The sequence below is a fragment of the Faecalibacterium sp. I4-3-84 genome (assembly GCF_023347255.1).
Taxonomy (GTDB): domain Bacteria; phylum Bacillota; class Clostridia; order Oscillospirales; family Ruminococcaceae; genus Faecalibacterium; species Faecalibacterium taiwanense.
The window spans coordinates 2,573,556-2,590,619 of sequence record NZ_CP094466.1; the positions used below are offsets into that span (position 1 = coordinate 2,573,556).

Consider the following 17,064-nt stretch of genomic DNA (forward strand, 5'->3'; position numbering starts at 1 on the left):
GAGAGGAGGACAATGCCGAATAGGACCAAAGACGACCTTTGGGAGCGTCAACCGGGCGAAAGCGCGCAGGCCTACGAGGCATTTGCCATCTACCGAGACATGGGCTCAAACAGGAGCCTACGGGTCGTTGCCGAACAGTTATCCAAGAGTGACACGCTTATCAAGCGTTGGAGCCGCGAGAAAAAGTGGGGAGAACGCTGCCGAGCGTATGACAACCATTTGGATGACGTAGCCCGACAAGAGGCACTCCGAAAGTACAAAAAAATGAGGACCCGCCACATCGGCATCGCCTTGCAGCTCCAAGAGAAAGCCCTCGCGGAGCTCAAGAATCTGCCGGACGGGTCGATGACACCAAAGGACATTATCCAGTTCCTCGACAAGGCCACAGAGCTTGAGCGGGATAACCGGATGGAGGAGGCAGGCGTCACGGCCGGAGGCAAGACGGCGGAGGAGCAGGAGGAAACCACGCTTTCCCTCGCCGATGAAATCGCGGCCGCATACGAGAACCGGAAACGAGGAGAACAGACATGATGACCCAAGAGGCTATCCTGTACTACGCAGACCACCCGGCTGATTTTGTCGAGGACCTGCTCCACGTTACGCCGGACAAGAACCAGCGCGCCATATTGGATTCTGTGGCAAAGAACCAGATGACGAGCGTCCGCAGCGGCCACGGCATCGGCAAGAGCGCGGTCGAGGCGTGGACCGTTATTTGGTTTATGTCAACCCGGCCATTCCCCAAAATCCCTTGCACAGCCCCGACGCAGCATCAGCTATTCGATATTCTGTGGGCGGAAATAAGCAAGTGGCTGCGCAACAATAAAGCCCTCGAGCGGGAGCTGATGTGGACAAAGGAAAAGGTCTACATGAAGCAGTACCCCGAGGAGTGGTTCGCTGTGGCCCGAACGGCCAGCAAGCCGGACGCCCTGCAGGGATTCCACGCTGACGACATCCTCTACATCATCGACGAGGCCAGCGGCGTGGACGACAAGGTGTTCGAGCCGGTGCTGGGCGCACTTTCGACGCCCGGAGCGCGGCTGCTCATGTGCGGAAACCCGACACAGTTGTCGGGCTTTTTTTATGACAGCCACCATAAGAACAGAGGCAGCTACACCACATTCCATGTTGACGGCCGGAACAGCAGCCGCGTCTCGGACGACTTCGTCAAAACCATCATCCAGATGTACGGCGAGGATTCGGACGTTTTCCGTGTTCGTGTCGCCGGAGAGTTCCCCCGGCAGGAGAACGATGTTTTCATCCCTCTGCCGCTCGTCGAAAAATCCATTATGACCGAATGGACGGAACCGACAAAGCCCGCCCACATCGACATCGGCTGCGACGTTGCCCGCTACGGCGACGACCGCACCGTCATCGGTTACAAGGTGGACGAAAAGGCCATGTTCTACAAGCGAAAGAGTGGGCAGGACCTTATGCAGACGGCCGACGACATCATGGAGCTCGGCCTAAAGCTCATGGAAAAGTACCGGTTCGACAAGGCTATCCCCATCAAGATAGACGACAGCGGCCTCGGCGGCGGCGTCACGGACCGTCTGCGGCGCGTAAAGCGCGAGCAGCCGGAGCGGTTCTGGTGGATGGATATTATCCCCGTTTACTTCGGCCAGCGCATACACCATGACTTTTACTACGATAGCACCACCTACATGATGAGCGTCGTAAAGAATCTACTTGCACCGCAGACGCCGGAGGGCGCACAGAAGCCCGTCCAGCTCATTCTCCCGAACGATAACGACCTCGTCGGCCAGCTTTCCACACGAAAGTATTCCATGACCGACGACGCCAAAATCCGCGTGGAGAGCAAGGACGCCATGAAAAAGCGCGGGATGCACTCGCCCGACGAGGCCGACTGCATCCTCCTGTTGTGCCTGCCGGTCAAACCCAAGAGGAGAGGAGACGTTAAGAAGTGAGCGACAAGAAGCAGCCCGCCCAGCAGCGGGTAAACGTCCGCATCGTTAAAGCGGACGACCCGGAGCAGCGCGGCGGGATGAAGCCCATCGCCAAAGCAGACGGCTCCCTGCAAATCTCGCCGGAGGAGGCGTGCACGGCAGGTATTTGGACAAAGCCGCCGTTCGACCTCCGAGGGCTTTCCAAGATGGTGGACGAAAGCACCATACTCCCGCAGTGCATCCGGGCCTACAAGTCAAACATCGCCGGATTTGGCATCGACATCCGGTACAAAGACGACTTTGCGGACGCGGACGAAACCCCGGAGATGAAAGCGGAATGGGACCGGGCGGCGGAGGTCGTCGAGATGCTCAACATGGAGCAGGAGAGCAATGAGCTCTTTGAGGACATCGTGGAGGCCCGGGAAACCTACGGCTGCGCATACGCAGAGGTCATCCGGGATATGGACGGGAACGTCATACAGCTCGAGTTCATCGAGGACACCCCCAGCGTGGAAAAGAGCCGGAGGCTGGACCCGCGCGTCGAGGTGACGTATTTCCACCGGGACCACACCGAGAACCGCATGAGGAAGTTCCGCAAGTATAAGCAGACCGTCAACGGCAAGACGGTCTACTACAAGGAGTTCGGAGACCCGCGAATCATGGACCCGACGAGCGGAGAGTACGTCACCGAACTCGAGTTCAAGAGCCGCGCCAACGAAATAATCGAGTTCGCCATCGGGACCGCAACATACGGCAAGGTCCGGTGGGTTGGTTCCATCCTTACCGTAGATGGGGCCCGGAGAGCGGAGAGCCTCAACAATAACTATTTCCTGAACGGCCGACACACCCCGTTGCTGATTATGGTGAAAGGCGGCAGCCTGACGGACGATAGTTTCGCCAAGCTCAAGGAGTACATGAACGGAATCCGAGGCGAGGCGGGCCAGCACAGTTTTATGGTTCTGGAAACGGAGGCGGCAGACAACCGCACCGGATTCAACGCCGAGAACCGGCCGGAGGTCGAGGTCAAGGACCTTGCAGCTATCCTGCAAAAGGACGAGCTTTTCCAAGACTACCTCGAAAACAACCGGCGGAAGGTGCAGAGCGCGTTCCAGCTCCCGGACCTGTACACCGGATACACGACGGACTTCAACCGCGCCACCGCGCAGACCGCCATGGAAGTGACCGAGAAACAGGTATTCCAGCCGGAGCGGCGGCGTCTGGCGTGGGCCATCAACAACAGGCTGCTCAACTGCTATCAGTTCAAGTACGTCGAGGTGTTCTTCCGCGCGCCGGACGTTTCCAACCCGGACGACCTGTACAAGCTGCTGACCGTCTGCAACAACGCTGGCGGCCTCACCCCGAACAAGGCAAAGAGCGTCCTGTACAAGGCCCTCGGCGAGACCTCGGAGGACTTCCCCGAGGAGTGGGGCGACATTCCGCTGGCGTTTACCAACGCACAGCAGCGGGCCGCAGCCATCACCGTGGCTGGAAACGGCCCCAGCGTGGCGCAGAATGTCGGTTCTGACGCTGGCAAGAAAAACACACAACCGGAGACAAAGCCCGCACAGAACGCCCAGCAGGGCGGGCCTAGCGTAGAGGAACAGCTCGACGGCCAGATTCAGAAAGCGGCAGCCGCTAATGAGACGGAGCTCGTCGCCGTGATGAAAGAGGTCCGCCGCCTGCTGGCTGACATGAAACAGGAGGAGGGCGACGCGGAGTGAAGTGCTTACGCTGCGGACCCCTAATCAAGGCCATCGACGCATACCTCGCCAAAGCAGAAAACGACCTGTACGAGCAGCTCACGATGGAGGGATACCTCAAGGCAAAAGAGAGCCTGAACACCGTGGACGAAATCGAGGAGGTCGTGACGAAGCTCCTCGAGGACAACGCCGACGACCTGCTCAAGGAGCTGGCGGACGCCATCGACCTTGAAACTTTCTTCAAGGACAACTGGCCGAAGTTCAAGAACAAGAGCAAGCTGTCGCAGGACCTTTTCGATGTTTTCCATACTCAGTTTTCCACAATCATGCCGACGTATGTTGAGGCTTACGTCCAGAAAACGGATGCAGAGCTCACCGTTACGAAGCTCACCAAGCGGACAACCGATTGGATAAGCTCGTGGAGCAGCGACCTCGCCGACATTATGAAGCTGGACACCGAGACCGAAATCGAGGCAGTCCTGAAAAAGGGCCTGAACGACGGCAAGGGCATCAACGACGTCGCAAACATCATTGCAGACAGCGGCATCCGCTCCCCGGGCTACCGCGCGCGGCGCGTGGCCCTGACGGAGGTGCTCCGGGCGCACGGCTATGCGCAGCTCGAAAGCTACATCCAGAGCCCGGCCGTCGAGGAGAAGATGTGGAAACACACCGGAGCATACCGGAACGACCCGAGACAGAACCATGTGGATATGGACGGCGTTCGCGTCCCAAAAGGGCAGCCGTTCACCCTGATTGGAGCTGACGGAAATACCTACTACCCCATGACCCCGCGAGACGTCTGTTTGCCGCCGAGAGAGAGCGTCAACTGCCATTGCCTTTTGCAGCCGGTAGTTAGTGAGGAGGTGCTCGGTCTCTCCCTTGAGGAGCGGCAGGCCCTCCAAGCGCAGGCCATCGCGGAGGACGACGGCGAGTGGGAGAAAGAACTCGACGCGCAGAACAAGGCGCGCGCAGGCATCAACGAGGAGGACTACACATGAAAGTTACCATCGACGAAGCCCGAGTTGGAAAGTGGCCTAGTCTCAAAATCGACGGCATCGAGCTGGCGAGCATCGTAAACGGGTACACCCTGCACCATGACGCAGGACAGCCCGCAACGCTTGAATTACGGATTGCATTCGGAGCCGATTTATCCGAGATTGAGGCTCTGCTTGAGAACCCCAACATCAAAATCATTATGCCGGAGGAGGAGCCCCATGTGGAAAGCACTTGACCGCATCGTTTCGGCGATTATTCGCCGCCTTTTCAAGCCTAAGTACCATGTGGAGCGGGTCGAGAGATACCAGCTCCCCGGGAGGCTGCGCATCGTCAAGTGGTGCGCAGCACCGGCAGACGCGCCGGAGGACGAGCTCCGGCGCATCTTCTCCATCGTAGACGAGCCCCAGTGCGATGATATGGTCGTTTGGTTCTATTCATCGCTTGAGGATATAGGCCGTAAGCCCTTTGACGTTGCACTCCTTGAGCGCAGCGGCAAGGACACATGGCCGACCATTAGACGCCCTACCTAGTGGCGTAGAGAGGAGGTGAGAAAACCATGAGCAAAATCGAGAAAGCATACGCCATCACAGATGCAAAGATTTCTTTTGTCAGCCTCGTAGACAAGGCGGCCAACAAGAAACAGTTTCTTATCACCAAGGCGGAGCACGGCTCCGCCTCTTTTGCTTCTTACGGCCGAATCGTCAACGCGGATGCTGATAGCCACTACATCACCGGCATTGTCTATGAGCCCCTCACAGAGGACGCCCACGGCAATTACATGACGGAGCAGGAAATCACCAAGGCCGCGTACTGGTTCGCCAAGAACGGCAATCAGGTGGATGTGCAGCACTCGTTCGAGCCGCTCGAAAAGGCAGCCGTCGTCGAGAGCTATGTTGCGCCTTGCGATATGAGCGTCGGAGAGCAGGCCATCAAGAAAGGCACATGGATGATGACCGTCGAGGTGGACGACCCGGATATTTTCGAGAAAGTCCAGAAAGGCGAAATCACCGGCTTTTCCATGGGCGGCGTCGGCAAGTACAGCGACGAGGACGACCCGCTGCCCGATGACGGAGTGGCAAAGGCGGAGGAGCAGCCCGAAAAGGGTATGCGCGGCATCTTCAAGAAGATGGCCGCTGCCCTCGGCTTTGATGTTGTCGAGAAAGGCGAAGTTGCCGACAACTACACCAAGCGCATCCAGAGCGACAACTTCTGGACCGCGTTCTACGCACTCAACGACGTTCTGTACCGGTACAACTGGGTGAATGACCGTTGGGAGTTCGCGTCGGACGAGGAGACCATCCGCAACGCCCTGAACGACTTCAACAACATCGTCACCGAGCTGCTCACCAAAGGACAGCCCGTTGCGAAATCGCTCGAAAGCTGCGCCGTCATCAAGGCTGGCAAGGCCATGAGCAAAGCCAACCGCAGCACGTTGCAGTCCATCTACACAAACCTCGGGGAGTTCCTCGATAAATTCCCCGAAGAAGAACAGGAGGAAACCGAAGTGACCAAGAAAGAAATCGAAGATACCGTGGCGGCAGCCGTCGCCAAGGCACTGGAAACCCAGCAGAAGCCCGCGACTGACCCCGTCCAGAAAGCCGCAGAACCGGCAGCAGAGCCCGCAGGCCTGACCGTCGAGGCCGTCGGCAAGATGGTCGAGGAAGCCGTCGCAAAGGCTCTCGGCCAGCAGGAGGAGCCCGAAAAGACCCCGGAGCTGCTGACCGCCGAGAATGTTGCGGACGTCGTCGCAAAGGCCGTCGCAAAGGCTGTCGCACCCGTCCGCAAGGCCGCAGGCCTGCCGACCAACCTGAACGACGATGGCGACCCGGAGGACCCTGTCGAGAAGTCCGAGCCGCACTATCTCGCCGGTATCCTGTAAGGAGGAACAAGCACTATGACCATGAGAAGCAATAAGGCAATCGTGAACGCAGCAGGCCAGACCATCACCACCGCCGGTCTGGCCGCTGGCGGCGCACTGAACCCGGAGCAGGCGAAGAAGTTCATTCAGCAGACCTTTGAGGCCACTCCGCTGAGCGGCCTCGTCCGTCACGAGCTGCGCTCCGCAAAGACCGGCGAAATCGACAAGATTGGCGTCGGCCGCCGTCTGCTGCGCAAAAAGACCGAGAACACCGACGACGGCTACCGCTCCGGCGTGAAGCATGGCAAGCTGGAATACGCTTGCACCCCTGTCCGTCTGCCGTGGGAAATCACTGAGGAGACCCTGCGCGAAAACATCGAGGGCTCCAACTACGAGACCATCGTCACCAACCTGATGACCCGTCAGATTGGCTGCGACCGCGAGGACCTGTGCCTGAACGGCGACGAACGGTATGCCAAGGTCAAGGAGTTCAGCTCCTCTGAGACCTACGCTATTGGCGACCTCGTCGCATACAACAAGAAGGTCTACCAGTACACCGCATCCCACGCTGCAGGCGCATTCGACGCAGGCGAGGCCACAGAGCTGGGTACTGTCGATGACGCCGACTTCCTCAAGGTGAACGACGGCTGGGTCAAGCAGTTCAAGGAGGGCGGCCACGTTGTCGATGTGTCCGGCATCAACTCCGGTGCAATGGTTCTGGATGTGTTCTACAAGGGCCTGCGCGCAGTTCCCGACAAGTTCAACAACGGCTCTCTCCGCTGGCTGATGTCCCCCCACCGCCGTCAGGAGTGGGAGCGTTACATCCTGAATCAGGCAGTCACCGCAGGCGGCATCATTACCGACAAGCGCGTCGAGAATCCCGCAAGCGTTCCCGTCATCGAGGTCCCGGCCCTGCCCGACGACGTTATTATGCTGACCGACCCGAAGAATCTGGTCGTCGTCAACTCCTACGGCGTCGTCATCCGCAAGACCACCGAGGGCCCGGAGGCCATCTATCAGGACAAGCGTTTCTATGTCGTGCATTTCGACTTCGATACGCTGGTTGAGGAGCTGGACGCAACGGCCATTGTGACCGGTCTGGCATCTATCTAACAGGAGGCAGGACGCTATGCACCTCAGACTGATTAAAGGTCTGTCCTATGATGGCGTTGTGCGCGCCTCTGCGGCGCATCCTGACGTCTTTGTGGACGACCCCGAGAAATATACCGCGCTGCTGGAAAGCGGCTATTTCGAGGCTCTCCCTGACGCTTACACCGTCACCGGCCATCTGGACACCGGCTTTCTCGGCGAGATGGACGAGGAGCAGCTCGACAAGCTGGCTGACGATATGGGCGTCGATACCACCGGCAAGGACAAGGCGGAGGTCGTCGCGGCCGTCGCCGAGGAGCCTGTGGAAGTCCCTGACATTTCCAAGATGAAGCTCGACGAGCTCAAGGAATTTGCCGAGGACAACGGCATCGACCTGACCGGCTGCACCACTAAGGCCAGCATTTTGCAGAAGATTCGTGAGTATGAGGCGGATGCAGCCGCAGCGGCCGCCATCATCGCCCCGGAGGGCTGATGGCCGAACGGCCGTGGGTCACGCCGGAGGAACTCAAAGAGTACACAGAATTTGAGGAAGTAAAGAACCGCGCCGACAGCAAGCTCAAAATTGACATCTCCCGGGCGGAGAGCTGGGTCATCGACTACTGCAACAACAGATTCGACGACCCGGAGAAATACCCCGATATCCCGGAGAACGTCAAGACGGCGGTCCTCCTTATCGCGGAGGCATACGCCCACAATGCCGTTGAGCAGACCAAAGTCCGCCTCAAAAGCGAGACCTTTGACGACTACTCCTACACGGCAGAGAGCAGCATCATAGACGTCGGAAAACTGGGCGTGGAGAGCCTGCTGGACGATTACGTCGTCGTGCAGCCGCTCAACGGCGTCACGATGCGGTTAAGGAGCCTCTGAGCCAATGGCTATTGAGAACTTCTTTGACCATCGTTGCAGTATCTACCACACCCAGCAGGAGAGCACGAGCCCCGGCTACGGGCTCCCCGGCTCCCCCAAGTTCAAGTACCCCAAACAGCCGGACCTCGAGGAAGTCCCGTGCCATTTCGGAGTGCGTAGCGCGTCCATCCAAATCGCTCAGCAGCAACCGCAGAACGATATGGACAGCGACATAAAGCTCACGCTCCCGGCAGGAACGGACATCAGGCTCAACGACAAAATCGTCAGCAGCGAAACAGGGCTCGAATACACCGCAGGTCAACCGCGAAACATCCGAGGGCATCACATGACGGTAAAGATATACCGCACAGCCCAACAGAGGCCATTGTAATGGCGCAGGTGACATTCGACACAGTAGAGCTCGAAAACTTCGTGAAGCGGCTCGGAACGGCCGCGCAGGGCGATTTTAAGCGGGCACTGAACAAGTTTCTTGAAGGGCTCGGCATTGAGTTCCTACGCATTCTGCAAGATGAAATCGTTCGCCGGAACGTGCTGGACTATCGGCTGCTGCTCCACAGTTTCCAAAAAGGCGACGGGGAGAACGTCTGGACACTCGACGAGAACGGCCTGACCCTTGAGGTCGGCACGAACGTCGAGTACGCCAAGTTCGTAAATGACGGCCACTGGACCAACCCGAAAGGGATAGAGAGGCGATTCGTTCCCGGACACTGGGAAAAGGCGAACGGAAAGGACCACTTCACCTACACCCCGGGAGAAAAGACCGGGATGGTCCTAAAAATGAAATGGGTGGAGGGCTCCCACTACTGGGAAAGCTCCGTCAGAATCCTAGAAAAGCTCTACCCGGAGCTGCTCGAAAAGAAGCTGCAGAGCTGGCTGGACGAGTATTTCAAGGATTTTTTGTGAGGTGAAACCTATGGCTGCCCTAGAGCAGGAAATCGCAAGCGTTATCCGCTTTATCCTCGATTCCGTACCCGGGATTACGCCCTATTACTGGGACATCCCGGAGGGATTCGTCGTACCCTCTGTTTTCTTTCCGCAGCCGGAGCTCACACCTCTCGGCGACACGTTCGCGTCCTATGCGGTGGAATATGACTGGTACATCAAGTTTTTCGCCAGCACGGACGAGGACGCCTACGCAAGCGCGGCAGCGGCCTTGAACGCCATTTGCGCAGCCCGCCTGCTTGTCCCGCTCATTGACGAGGCGGGAGCAGCGGTAGGAGGCGGAGTACGGCTCAAAGACCCCGGAGGCGTGAAACGGCTGGACACAGGCACAGCCCAGCTCACACTCCACTGGGACAGCCGCCGTCCGTACAACAGGGTGGATTGCCAGAAGGTGATGCACTACAACCTCGACCTCAAAGCGGCCGAGGAAAAAACTGAATAGGAGGTATCTGCATGGCAGAGAAGAACGCGAGCGCGGCACAGACCGCGCAGAAGTTCCCTATTGAGCGTCTGGCAAAGGCTTGCCGGACGCTTTTTCATGTTTCGGCCAGCACGTTCGCCGGTGCCACGGCGGGCATGACTGGTGAATACACCGTCGAGGAGATGCGGAAGCACATCGACGAGTGGCTCGGAAAGGAGGCCGTTGTTTAATGGCAGGCGGTAAATACGATAAGCTGGCGGGAAAGACCCGCCCGGGCACTTACATCAACTTCGAGAGCGACCGCAACGACACCGTCGGCAACTCTGAGCGCGGCATCGTGCTGCTGCCCCTGATTGGCTACGACTTTGGCCCCGCCAAGACGCCCATCACCCTGACGGCAGCGGCCCCGGATGCTTACAGTGTGGAGCTCGGCCGCAGCGTCTACGACGCGACCAACGATAAGATGCGCCTGATTCGTGAGGCATTCAAAAAGGCTTCCAAGGTCATCGTCTACATCACGGAGAGCGGCACAGCCGCAACCGGAACCGCTGCTCCGCTGACCGTAACGGCCAAGTACGGCGGCACTCGCGGCAACGATATTCACGTCTCTGTCGTCACAAACCCCGTCGGCGGCTTTGACGTCACCGTGTATTTGGATGCTGACGCCACCGCTGTGTACGAGGGCGTCAAGACCGTCGAGGAGCTTATTACAGCCGCAGCAGACGACAAGCTGGTGAAGTTCACCGGTACAGGCGACCTGAAAGCGGCATCCGGCGTGAAGCTGGCAGGCGGCACGAACGTCACCAGCGCAAACGGTGACGTCACCGCGTTTGTGGACAAGATGGAGGGCATCAAGTTCAATACTCTGTGCTTCCCCGTTACCGATGCTACGTTGCAGACCGCAGCCATCACCAAAATCAAGTATATACGCGAGAGCATGGGCAAGGGCGTGAATGTGGTTCTGCCGGACGCAAAGAGCCCCGACCACGAGGGCGTCATCAATGTCACAAACTCTGTTGTTGTTGACGGCGTTGAGCTGACCCACGCGGAGGCCTGCGCATTCGTTGCGGGCATCACCGCATCCGCAAGCTGCATCAAGTCTAACACCTACGAGGTCTACAACGGCGCGACCGGCATCGTGGACCCCAAGGACAACGAAGCAGCCATTGCGGCCATCAAGAACGGCGAGATGTTCTTCTCCTACTCCGAGGCGGGCAACGTCATCATCGAGTACGACATCAATTCTCTGGTCTCTTTCAAGAAGCCCAAGGACAAGACGTACAGCAAGAACCGCGTTATCCGCACTCTGGACGCTATTCAGGAGGCCATCCAGAATAACTTCCCGCCCAACAAGTACGACAACAGCCCGACCGGCTACGCCGCTATGAAGGGCATCGGCCAAGCCATCCTCAAGCAGTACGAGGACATGGGGGCCATCAAGAACGTGGACTATGACGCGGACTTCAAAATCGACGAATCTTTGAGCAGCGGCGACGAGGTTTATTTCATCGTCGCAATCCAGCCTGTGGATTCTGCCGAGAAGCTGTTCTTCACCGTCAAGACCCGCTAAAGCAGCAGGAGGTAAGTTATGCAGTACAACAAAAACCCTATTAGCCTCCGCGAGGGCCATGCGCTTATCGACGGCGTCGAGGTCATGGACGGCGTGAAGATGACTATCAACTTCACCCCGGAGACGTGGACCGGCCGCCAGTTGAACGAAACCACTCCGTCTACCCGCTGGGTTGGCGCGACCATCACCGGCAGCATGACCCGTCGCCGGACCAACAACTGGCTCAAGACCAAAATCAAGGAGTATCAGGCAACCAAGGCGACGCCCGAGTTCGTGATTCAGGGCATCATGGACGACGCTAATTCTGACTACTATGCAGCCCACGGCTCCGATGTCGTGACCTGCGTCGGTTGCGTCCTGACTGGTGACCTTCCCCTGACCGCACTGGATGCAGAGAGCGGCAGCGTGGTCGATGACGTCATCAACTTCAACATCAAGAACATCATCTAACCTCCCGACATTTTTGTCGGGAGCATACAGGCGAAGCCTCTCCTAGGTGGAGGGGCTCCGATTTTTATTTTGGAGGAGACAGCTATGAGCAAGAACCTGAAATATTTTATGCGCGAGGCAGCAGAGGTGGAGAAGGTAGTCACCGTACCGGCCCCGGAGAGCTTTAAGGACGAGAACGGCAAGGTCATCCAGCTCGAGGTCAAGGTGCTTTCCTCTGAGCGTATCCGCGCCATCAATGAGGGGTACCACACCCACACTGTCGCGCTGGACAAGAAGGGCAATCCCTACATCAACGGCGGCAACGTGGTTTTCCGCGACGAGCGCGACAATGCAAAGGCCACCCGTCACATCCTCGTTGAGGCCCTGCAGTACCCCAAGCTGGACGACCCGGAGCTGATGAAGTACTACAACTGCGTGGACATCACCCAGATGCCGGAAAAGGTTTTCTCCCGCGCCGACGAGTTTGCTCATGTCACCCGCGTCGTCATGGCTCTGCTTGGCATCGGCGGTCAGCTCTCCGAGGAGGAGCAGAAGCAGGCCGATGAAAAGGAAATCGACGACGCAAAAAACTGATTCGCAGCGCGGGCAGCGAGACGTACTGGGCCCATGTTCTTTGGCAGCGGCACGGCCTCCGACCGGAGGAGTTCGACCGAATGAGCCGGAGACAGAAGCTCTTTTACATCGCCTCCGAGGAGGAGGAAAGCGCGCGCCCGTGCAGAAGAGATACCATGAAGCTCGTCCCTATAAGGCGATAGGAGGACCGACATGGCAACACTGAAAGTCGTATTCAAGGCCATCGACGAAATCTCCTCCAAGTTCAACGAGATGACGCAGAGCGGCGAACGGGCTCTTGAGGCGTTCGAGAACACCGGCACGGCGGCAGACGGAGCATTGAGCAAGGTCTCCCGCACGGCCGCGCAGACCGCAAAGAGTACCGACGCTGCTGCTGATTCCGTCGATGACCTGTCCTCGGCCATCGGGGACTACGAAAAAGCCACCGGGCAGGCGGCAAATTCTACCGGCGTCCTGTCCGAGAAAACGACCGAGACCGAGAAGAACCTCGACGAGGCAGCGGAGGCAGCCCGTAAAGCCTCGGATGAGGTCGAGAAGTTCGGCGATAAGTCCGAGGAAACTGGCAAGCAGAGCGAGGAATCGAGCAAAAAGAGCCGCGACGGCATCAAGGAGCTGCAGGGCGTCCTTGCGTCGGCCGGAATAGCCGCCACTCTGAACGAGATTAAGAACGGCTTTTTTGACTGCTCCGAAGCGGCCGCACAGTTCGAGACCTCCACTGCAATGGTTGCTACCATCGCGGATACGAGCCAGAAATCCTTGAGCAGCATCTCGAAAGAGGTTCGCAGTTACTCCAACGAGACCGGCGAGGCGGCCAGCGACATGGCGGAGGCGACCTATCAGGCCATTTCAGCCAGCATCAACACGGCGGACGCTGCGGCCTTTGCGGGAACCGCGACCAAGCTGGCCGTCGGCGGCTTTACGTCGGCGACCACGGCTGTTGACGTTCTGACAACGGCCATCAATGCCTACGGCCTCGCGGCGTCGGATGCAACGCAGCTTTCCGACTACCTTATCACCACCCAGAACCTCGGCAAAACGAGCGTGGACCAACTGGCGCAGAGCGTCGGCAAGGTCATTCCTCTGGCGTCTGCGTACAACGTCCAGATGGACAATCTTAGCTCGGCTTACGCTGTCCTAACCGCCAACGGTATCGCTACCGCAGAATCCGGCACCTATCTCAAGTCGATGCTGAATGAGCTCGGCGACACCGGCAGCGGCGTTTCTGAGGTCCTGCTGAACTCCACCGGCAAGACCTTTGCGCAGCTCATGGAGCAGGGCTACTCGCTCGGCGATGTTATGGCTATGCTGGGTAACGCGGTAGATGGAGACAGCACAGCGTTCAACGCCCTGTGGAACTCCACGGAGGCCGGTATCGGCGCACTGTCCCTGTTCAACGCAGGAGCAGACAAGTACAACAGTGTGCTCGAATCCATGCGTACCAGCGCAGGAGCAACCGAAAAGGCATACTCCACGATGGCGGACACGACCGACAAGAGCAAGCAGCGGATGGAGAATGCGTTCAACAACCTGAAAATCTCTGTCGGCGATGTGCTCAACCCCGCGCTCACGCAGGTATACGAGGGATTCACCAACGTATTTGCGGGCATGAGTGATTTTGTGGACGAGCACCCGGCCGTCGTGGCGGCCATTTCGGCCATTGCGGTCGGCGTGGGCGGATTCACGGGCGCGCTGGCTGCCTACAACCTCGCAACCACGGCTGCGAAGTTCGTGACGGAGGCATTCACTGCGACGCTGGCGGCTAACCCTTACGTCCTCGCGGCAGCAGGCATTGTTGCTGTTACAGCAGCGGCCGTTACCCTGACCGGAGTGCTGATTACGCAGAGCGACGAGTACGAGGGCATGACGGCCACCTGCCGTGACCAGTACGACGAGCTGCAGAGGCTGAACGACCAGTACAATGCAGCCTGTGAGCAGTACGGCGAGAACTCCGACGCGGCCAACAGCCTGCGTTACCAGCTCGACCAGCTCAACGACGAGTTTGAAACCAACCGGCAGACCGTCAAGGAGTTTGTGGCGGAGTGCGACGGCCTCGTCGAGAGCCACAACAAGGTCATGGACGCCTACAACAGCTCCACCTCGAGCATCAAGGACCAAGAGCTCGGCACACTGGCTCTGACCCAGCGGCTCGGGGAGTTGGCCTCGCAGAACACGCAGACCACCGCGAGCTACACGGAGATGAAAGCCATCATCGACCAGCTCAACGCCGACGTCCCGGGTCTCGGCCTGACCTACGACGGCGTGACCGAAAGCGTAGACGCGACCGTCGAGGCCATCAAGAAAGCCGCAAAGGCGCAGGCTGATTCGGAGTACAAGGCCGAGCAGCAGCAGACCTATGTTGACCTGCTGAAAGAGCAGAGCAGCCTCGAGCAGCAAATCTCGGAGGCGGAGGCCAACCTCGACGCGGAGCGTCAGCGGCGCGGCATGAGGCAGGACGACGTCACCGGCGACTGGGTCAGCGGCAGCGGCTTTTGGATGGAGGACAGTCCGTGGGTGGCGTGGACTTCCGACATCGACGATTACAAGAAATCCCTCGAGGAGCTGCAAGCTGCCTACGACGAGAACCAGCAGACCCTCTCCGACATCGAGGGCGAGTGGCGCGGCGTCGCGCAGGCGGTCGAGGATTCGCAGAACCAGACCGTCAGCTATGAGGAGGCAGTAAGCGCGACCGTCAGCACGGCACAGACAGAGCTCGATAACCTCACGGCGGCCTATGACAAGGCGTATGAATCGGCCCGGACGAGCATCGAGGGGCAAATCGGTCTGTTTGACACGATGAAAACCTCGTCTGAGCTGTCCATCAGCGACATGGAAAAGGCCATGCAGAGCCAGACGGACTACCTCAACCTCTACTCTGAAAACCTCAAAAAGGCCGCAGAATACGGCCTCGATGACGGCCTGATTAAGTCGTTGAGTGACGGCAGCGAGGAAAGCGCGGGCTACATCAACGCCATCATCCAGAACATCGAGAAACTGGGAGGCAGCACCGAGGGTATGCCCGCAGCGGCCTCCAAGTTCGTCACCGAGTTTAACTCCAAGTTTGAGGAGACCGAAAAGGCAAAGGACACCTTCGCGGACAACGTCGCCAAGATGGAAACCGACTTCGACGAGAAGATGGGCGAAATCGAGACCCGGATGTCCAAGACGGTTCAAAACATGGAGATGACCGACGAGGCCCGGAAAGCGGCACAGGATACCATCAAGGCCTACTGTGATGCAATCCGCTCCATGACCGGCGAGGCTGGGAGCGCAGCGGAGGCCGTTGCGAGCGCAGCCGCCTCCCACCTGAAAACTGCGCCGACAACGACGCCAACCACCACGACAGTCTCCGGTCACGCGAACGGCACTCTGTCCGCACAGGAGGACGTCTACATCGCCGGTGAGGAGGGCCCCGAGCTTATCATCGGCGCGCGTGGGTCCGAGGTGTTCCCCACGCAGGAGACCGAAAGAATCCTCGCAGCCGTGAACAGCGCGGAAAACGCCACGAACGCCCCGGACGACACCGCGCCGGAGCCGGAGCTGCCCACGGACGTTCCTGCAACGCCGTTCGCGGCTGCTACACTCCCGGAGCCCACGGCAAGCCCGCTCCCGGAGAACGACCTGCCGGAGGGTATGGAGGCCGTCAAGGAGTATTCCTATCTCACGGCTGACGGGCAGGGCTCTGATGCGCAGCCCACCGGCATTGAGTACATCGAACCGGAGGTGCAGGCGCAGACTACGGAGGAGGCCGCACCCGCAGAGGAGGCCCCGGTCAACACGACTGCCCCGGCCGCCAGCGACACGCAGCAGGAGGTCCCGGCCTCCTCCTCGGACGCGCCCAGCATTGGCGAGACCGTCAAGCGCATTATCATCGAAATCAACGGCAGCGGCTCCATCGACGTCGGCGGCATGAATGAGGAATCCGTCCTCGACATTCTGACGCGCCATGCAAAGCCGGTCCTTATGAGCATCATCAAGGGCGAAATCTTCGAGGAAGGAGACCTTGCCTATGATTTTTGAGAGCAGTATGCAGCTCTGGATTACGCACAACGGAGAGCGCGAGAAACTGCGCTTTCCCGTTCTGCCGACGAAGTTCGACGTCACTCACGGGACGAAGAACACGAGTGTCACCATCAGTGGCCTCGGCGAAATCCTCGTTTTGCAGGACCGGGCGGCCGTGGAGGTATCGTGGGACAGCTTTTTTCCGGCCGCGTATTTTCCGGGCATCCAGACGCCATTTATGCTGTCGTCGCCGGATGCGATGATACAGCGGCTTTTCGAGTGGAAAATCAGCGCGAAGCCGGTGCACCTCATTCTGACCGGAACGCGCGTAAACTTCTACGCGGCTATCCAGAGCTTGCAGCCTTACAGAAAAGGCGGCGACCCCGGGAGCATCTACTACAAAATCAAGCTCAAGGAGTACAGAGAGGTCAGAATCCGGCAGGTCAAAGTCAGCTCGACCGGAACCGCGACCGTCTCCGGCGGCTCCACCCGGACAGACAACCGAGTGCAGGCGAAAACCTACACGGTCAAGCCCGGAGACTGCCTCTACAACATCTCGAAATCGACCCTCGGCGACGGAGGCCGGTACAACGAAATCTATTCCCTGAATAAGGATAAGCTCAAAAACCCGAATTTGATTTATCCCGGACAGGTGTTGCAGCTCCCGTGAGGTG

The 17,064-nt window shown here is 58.8% G+C and carries 19 protein-coding genes; all 19 read left to right on the forward strand.

Features of this window, described 5'->3' with window-relative positions; all coding sequences use genetic code 11:
* The first annotated feature begins 12 nt into the window (after positions 1 to 12).
* Complete coding sequence (locus tag MTP41_RS12730) at positions 13 to 531, forward strand: hypothetical protein (RefSeq protein ID WP_117505024.1); 519 nt, start codon at positions 13 to 15, stop codon at positions 529 to 531.
* On the forward strand, positions 528 to 1,925 hold the full coding sequence (locus tag MTP41_RS12735) for a terminase B (RefSeq protein WP_238077784.1): 1,398 nt from the start codon (positions 528 to 530) through the stop codon (positions 1,923 to 1,925). The genes MTP41_RS12730 and MTP41_RS12735 overlap by 4 nt, the downstream gene beginning before the upstream one ends.
* Positions 1,922 to 3,625, forward strand: a complete 1,704-nt coding sequence (locus MTP41_RS12740) for a phage portal protein (RefSeq protein ID WP_238077783.1) — start codon at positions 1,922 to 1,924, stop codon at positions 3,623 to 3,625. The genes MTP41_RS12735 and MTP41_RS12740 overlap by 4 nt, the downstream gene beginning before the upstream one ends.
* Positions 3,622 to 4,602, forward strand: coding sequence for a phage minor head protein (locus tag MTP41_RS12745; protein ID WP_238077782.1), 981 nt, complete (start codon positions 3,622 to 3,624; stop codon positions 4,600 to 4,602). Before MTP41_RS12740 ends, MTP41_RS12745 begins: the two co-directional genes overlap by 4 nt.
* Complete coding sequence (locus tag MTP41_RS12750; RefSeq protein WP_238077781.1) at positions 4,599 to 4,835, forward strand: hypothetical protein; 237 nt, start codon at positions 4,599 to 4,601, stop codon at positions 4,833 to 4,835. The genes MTP41_RS12745 and MTP41_RS12750 overlap by 4 nt, the downstream gene beginning before the upstream one ends.
* Positions 4,819 to 5,130 (forward strand): hypothetical protein, encoded by a 312-nt coding sequence (locus tag MTP41_RS12755; RefSeq protein WP_238077780.1) that lies wholly within the window; start codon positions 4,819 to 4,821, stop codon positions 5,128 to 5,130. The genes MTP41_RS12750 and MTP41_RS12755 overlap by 17 nt, the downstream gene beginning before the upstream one ends.
* A gap of 26 nt (positions 5,131 to 5,156) precedes the next feature.
* Positions 5,157 to 6,479 (forward strand): XkdF-like putative serine protease domain-containing protein, encoded by a 1,323-nt coding sequence (locus MTP41_RS12760; RefSeq protein WP_249235659.1) that lies wholly within the window; start codon positions 5,157 to 5,159, stop codon positions 6,477 to 6,479.
* 15 nt (positions 6,480 to 6,494) lie between these two features.
* On the forward strand, positions 6,495 to 7,571 hold the full coding sequence (locus MTP41_RS12765; protein ID WP_238077778.1) for a hypothetical protein: 1,077 nt from the start codon (positions 6,495 to 6,497) through the stop codon (positions 7,569 to 7,571).
* 16 nt (positions 7,572 to 7,587) lie between these two features.
* Positions 7,588 to 8,040, forward strand: coding sequence for an SAP domain-containing protein (locus MTP41_RS12770; protein WP_238077777.1), 453 nt, complete (start codon positions 7,588 to 7,590; stop codon positions 8,038 to 8,040).
* Positions 8,040 to 8,435 carry a protein YqbG gene (yqbG, locus tag MTP41_RS12775; protein WP_156070595.1) on the forward strand — a complete coding sequence of 132 codons (396 nt, stop codon included), beginning with the start codon at positions 8,040 to 8,042 and terminating at the stop codon, positions 8,433 to 8,435. Before MTP41_RS12770 ends, yqbG begins: the two co-directional genes overlap by 1 nt.
* Positions 8,436 to 8,439: 4 nt before the next feature.
* Positions 8,440 to 8,805: a DUF3599 family protein gene (locus MTP41_RS12780; protein ID WP_238077776.1), complete on the forward strand. Its 366-nt coding sequence runs from the start codon at positions 8,440 to 8,442 to the stop codon at positions 8,803 to 8,805.
* Entirely contained in the window at positions 8,805 to 9,338 is a 534-nt protein-coding gene (locus MTP41_RS12785; RefSeq protein ID WP_249235660.1) for an HK97 gp10 family phage protein, read from the forward strand. The genes MTP41_RS12780 and MTP41_RS12785 overlap by 1 nt, the downstream gene beginning before the upstream one ends.
* Before the next feature lie 10 nt (positions 9,339 to 9,348).
* The gene (locus tag MTP41_RS12790) at positions 9,349 to 9,819 is read left to right on the forward strand and encodes a hypothetical protein (RefSeq protein ID WP_156070591.1); all 471 of its coding nucleotides are present in this window, start codon (positions 9,349 to 9,351) and stop codon (positions 9,817 to 9,819) included.
* Positions 9,820 to 9,830: 11 nt separating this feature from the next.
* Positions 9,831 to 10,028: a hypothetical protein gene (locus tag MTP41_RS12795; RefSeq protein ID WP_129872775.1), complete on the forward strand. Its 198-nt coding sequence runs from the start codon at positions 9,831 to 9,833 to the stop codon at positions 10,026 to 10,028.
* Entirely contained in the window at positions 10,028 to 11,368 is a 1,341-nt protein-coding gene (locus MTP41_RS12800) for a phage tail sheath family protein (RefSeq protein ID WP_249235661.1), read from the forward strand. Before MTP41_RS12795 ends, MTP41_RS12800 begins: the two co-directional genes overlap by 1 nt.
* Before the next feature lie 84 nt (positions 11,369 to 11,452).
* On the forward strand, positions 11,453 to 11,818 hold the full coding sequence (locus MTP41_RS12805) for a hypothetical protein (RefSeq protein WP_238077815.1): 366 nt from the start codon (positions 11,453 to 11,455) through the stop codon (positions 11,816 to 11,818).
* 84 nt (positions 11,819 to 11,902) lie between these two features.
* The gene (locus tag MTP41_RS12810; protein WP_129872778.1) at positions 11,903 to 12,391 is read left to right on the forward strand and encodes a phage tail assembly chaperone; all 489 of its coding nucleotides are present in this window, start codon (positions 11,903 to 11,905) and stop codon (positions 12,389 to 12,391) included.
* A 192-nt stretch (positions 12,392 to 12,583) separates the two neighbouring features.
* Positions 12,584 to 16,408, forward strand: a complete 3,825-nt coding sequence (locus MTP41_RS12815; RefSeq protein ID WP_249235662.1) for a phage tail tape measure protein — start codon at positions 12,584 to 12,586, stop codon at positions 16,406 to 16,408.
* The gene (locus tag MTP41_RS12820) at positions 16,398 to 17,060 is read left to right on the forward strand and encodes a LysM peptidoglycan-binding domain-containing protein (RefSeq protein WP_117535140.1); all 663 of its coding nucleotides are present in this window, start codon (positions 16,398 to 16,400) and stop codon (positions 17,058 to 17,060) included. The genes MTP41_RS12815 and MTP41_RS12820 overlap by 11 nt, the downstream gene beginning before the upstream one ends.
* The last annotated feature ends 4 nt before the right edge of the window (positions 17,061 to 17,064 follow it).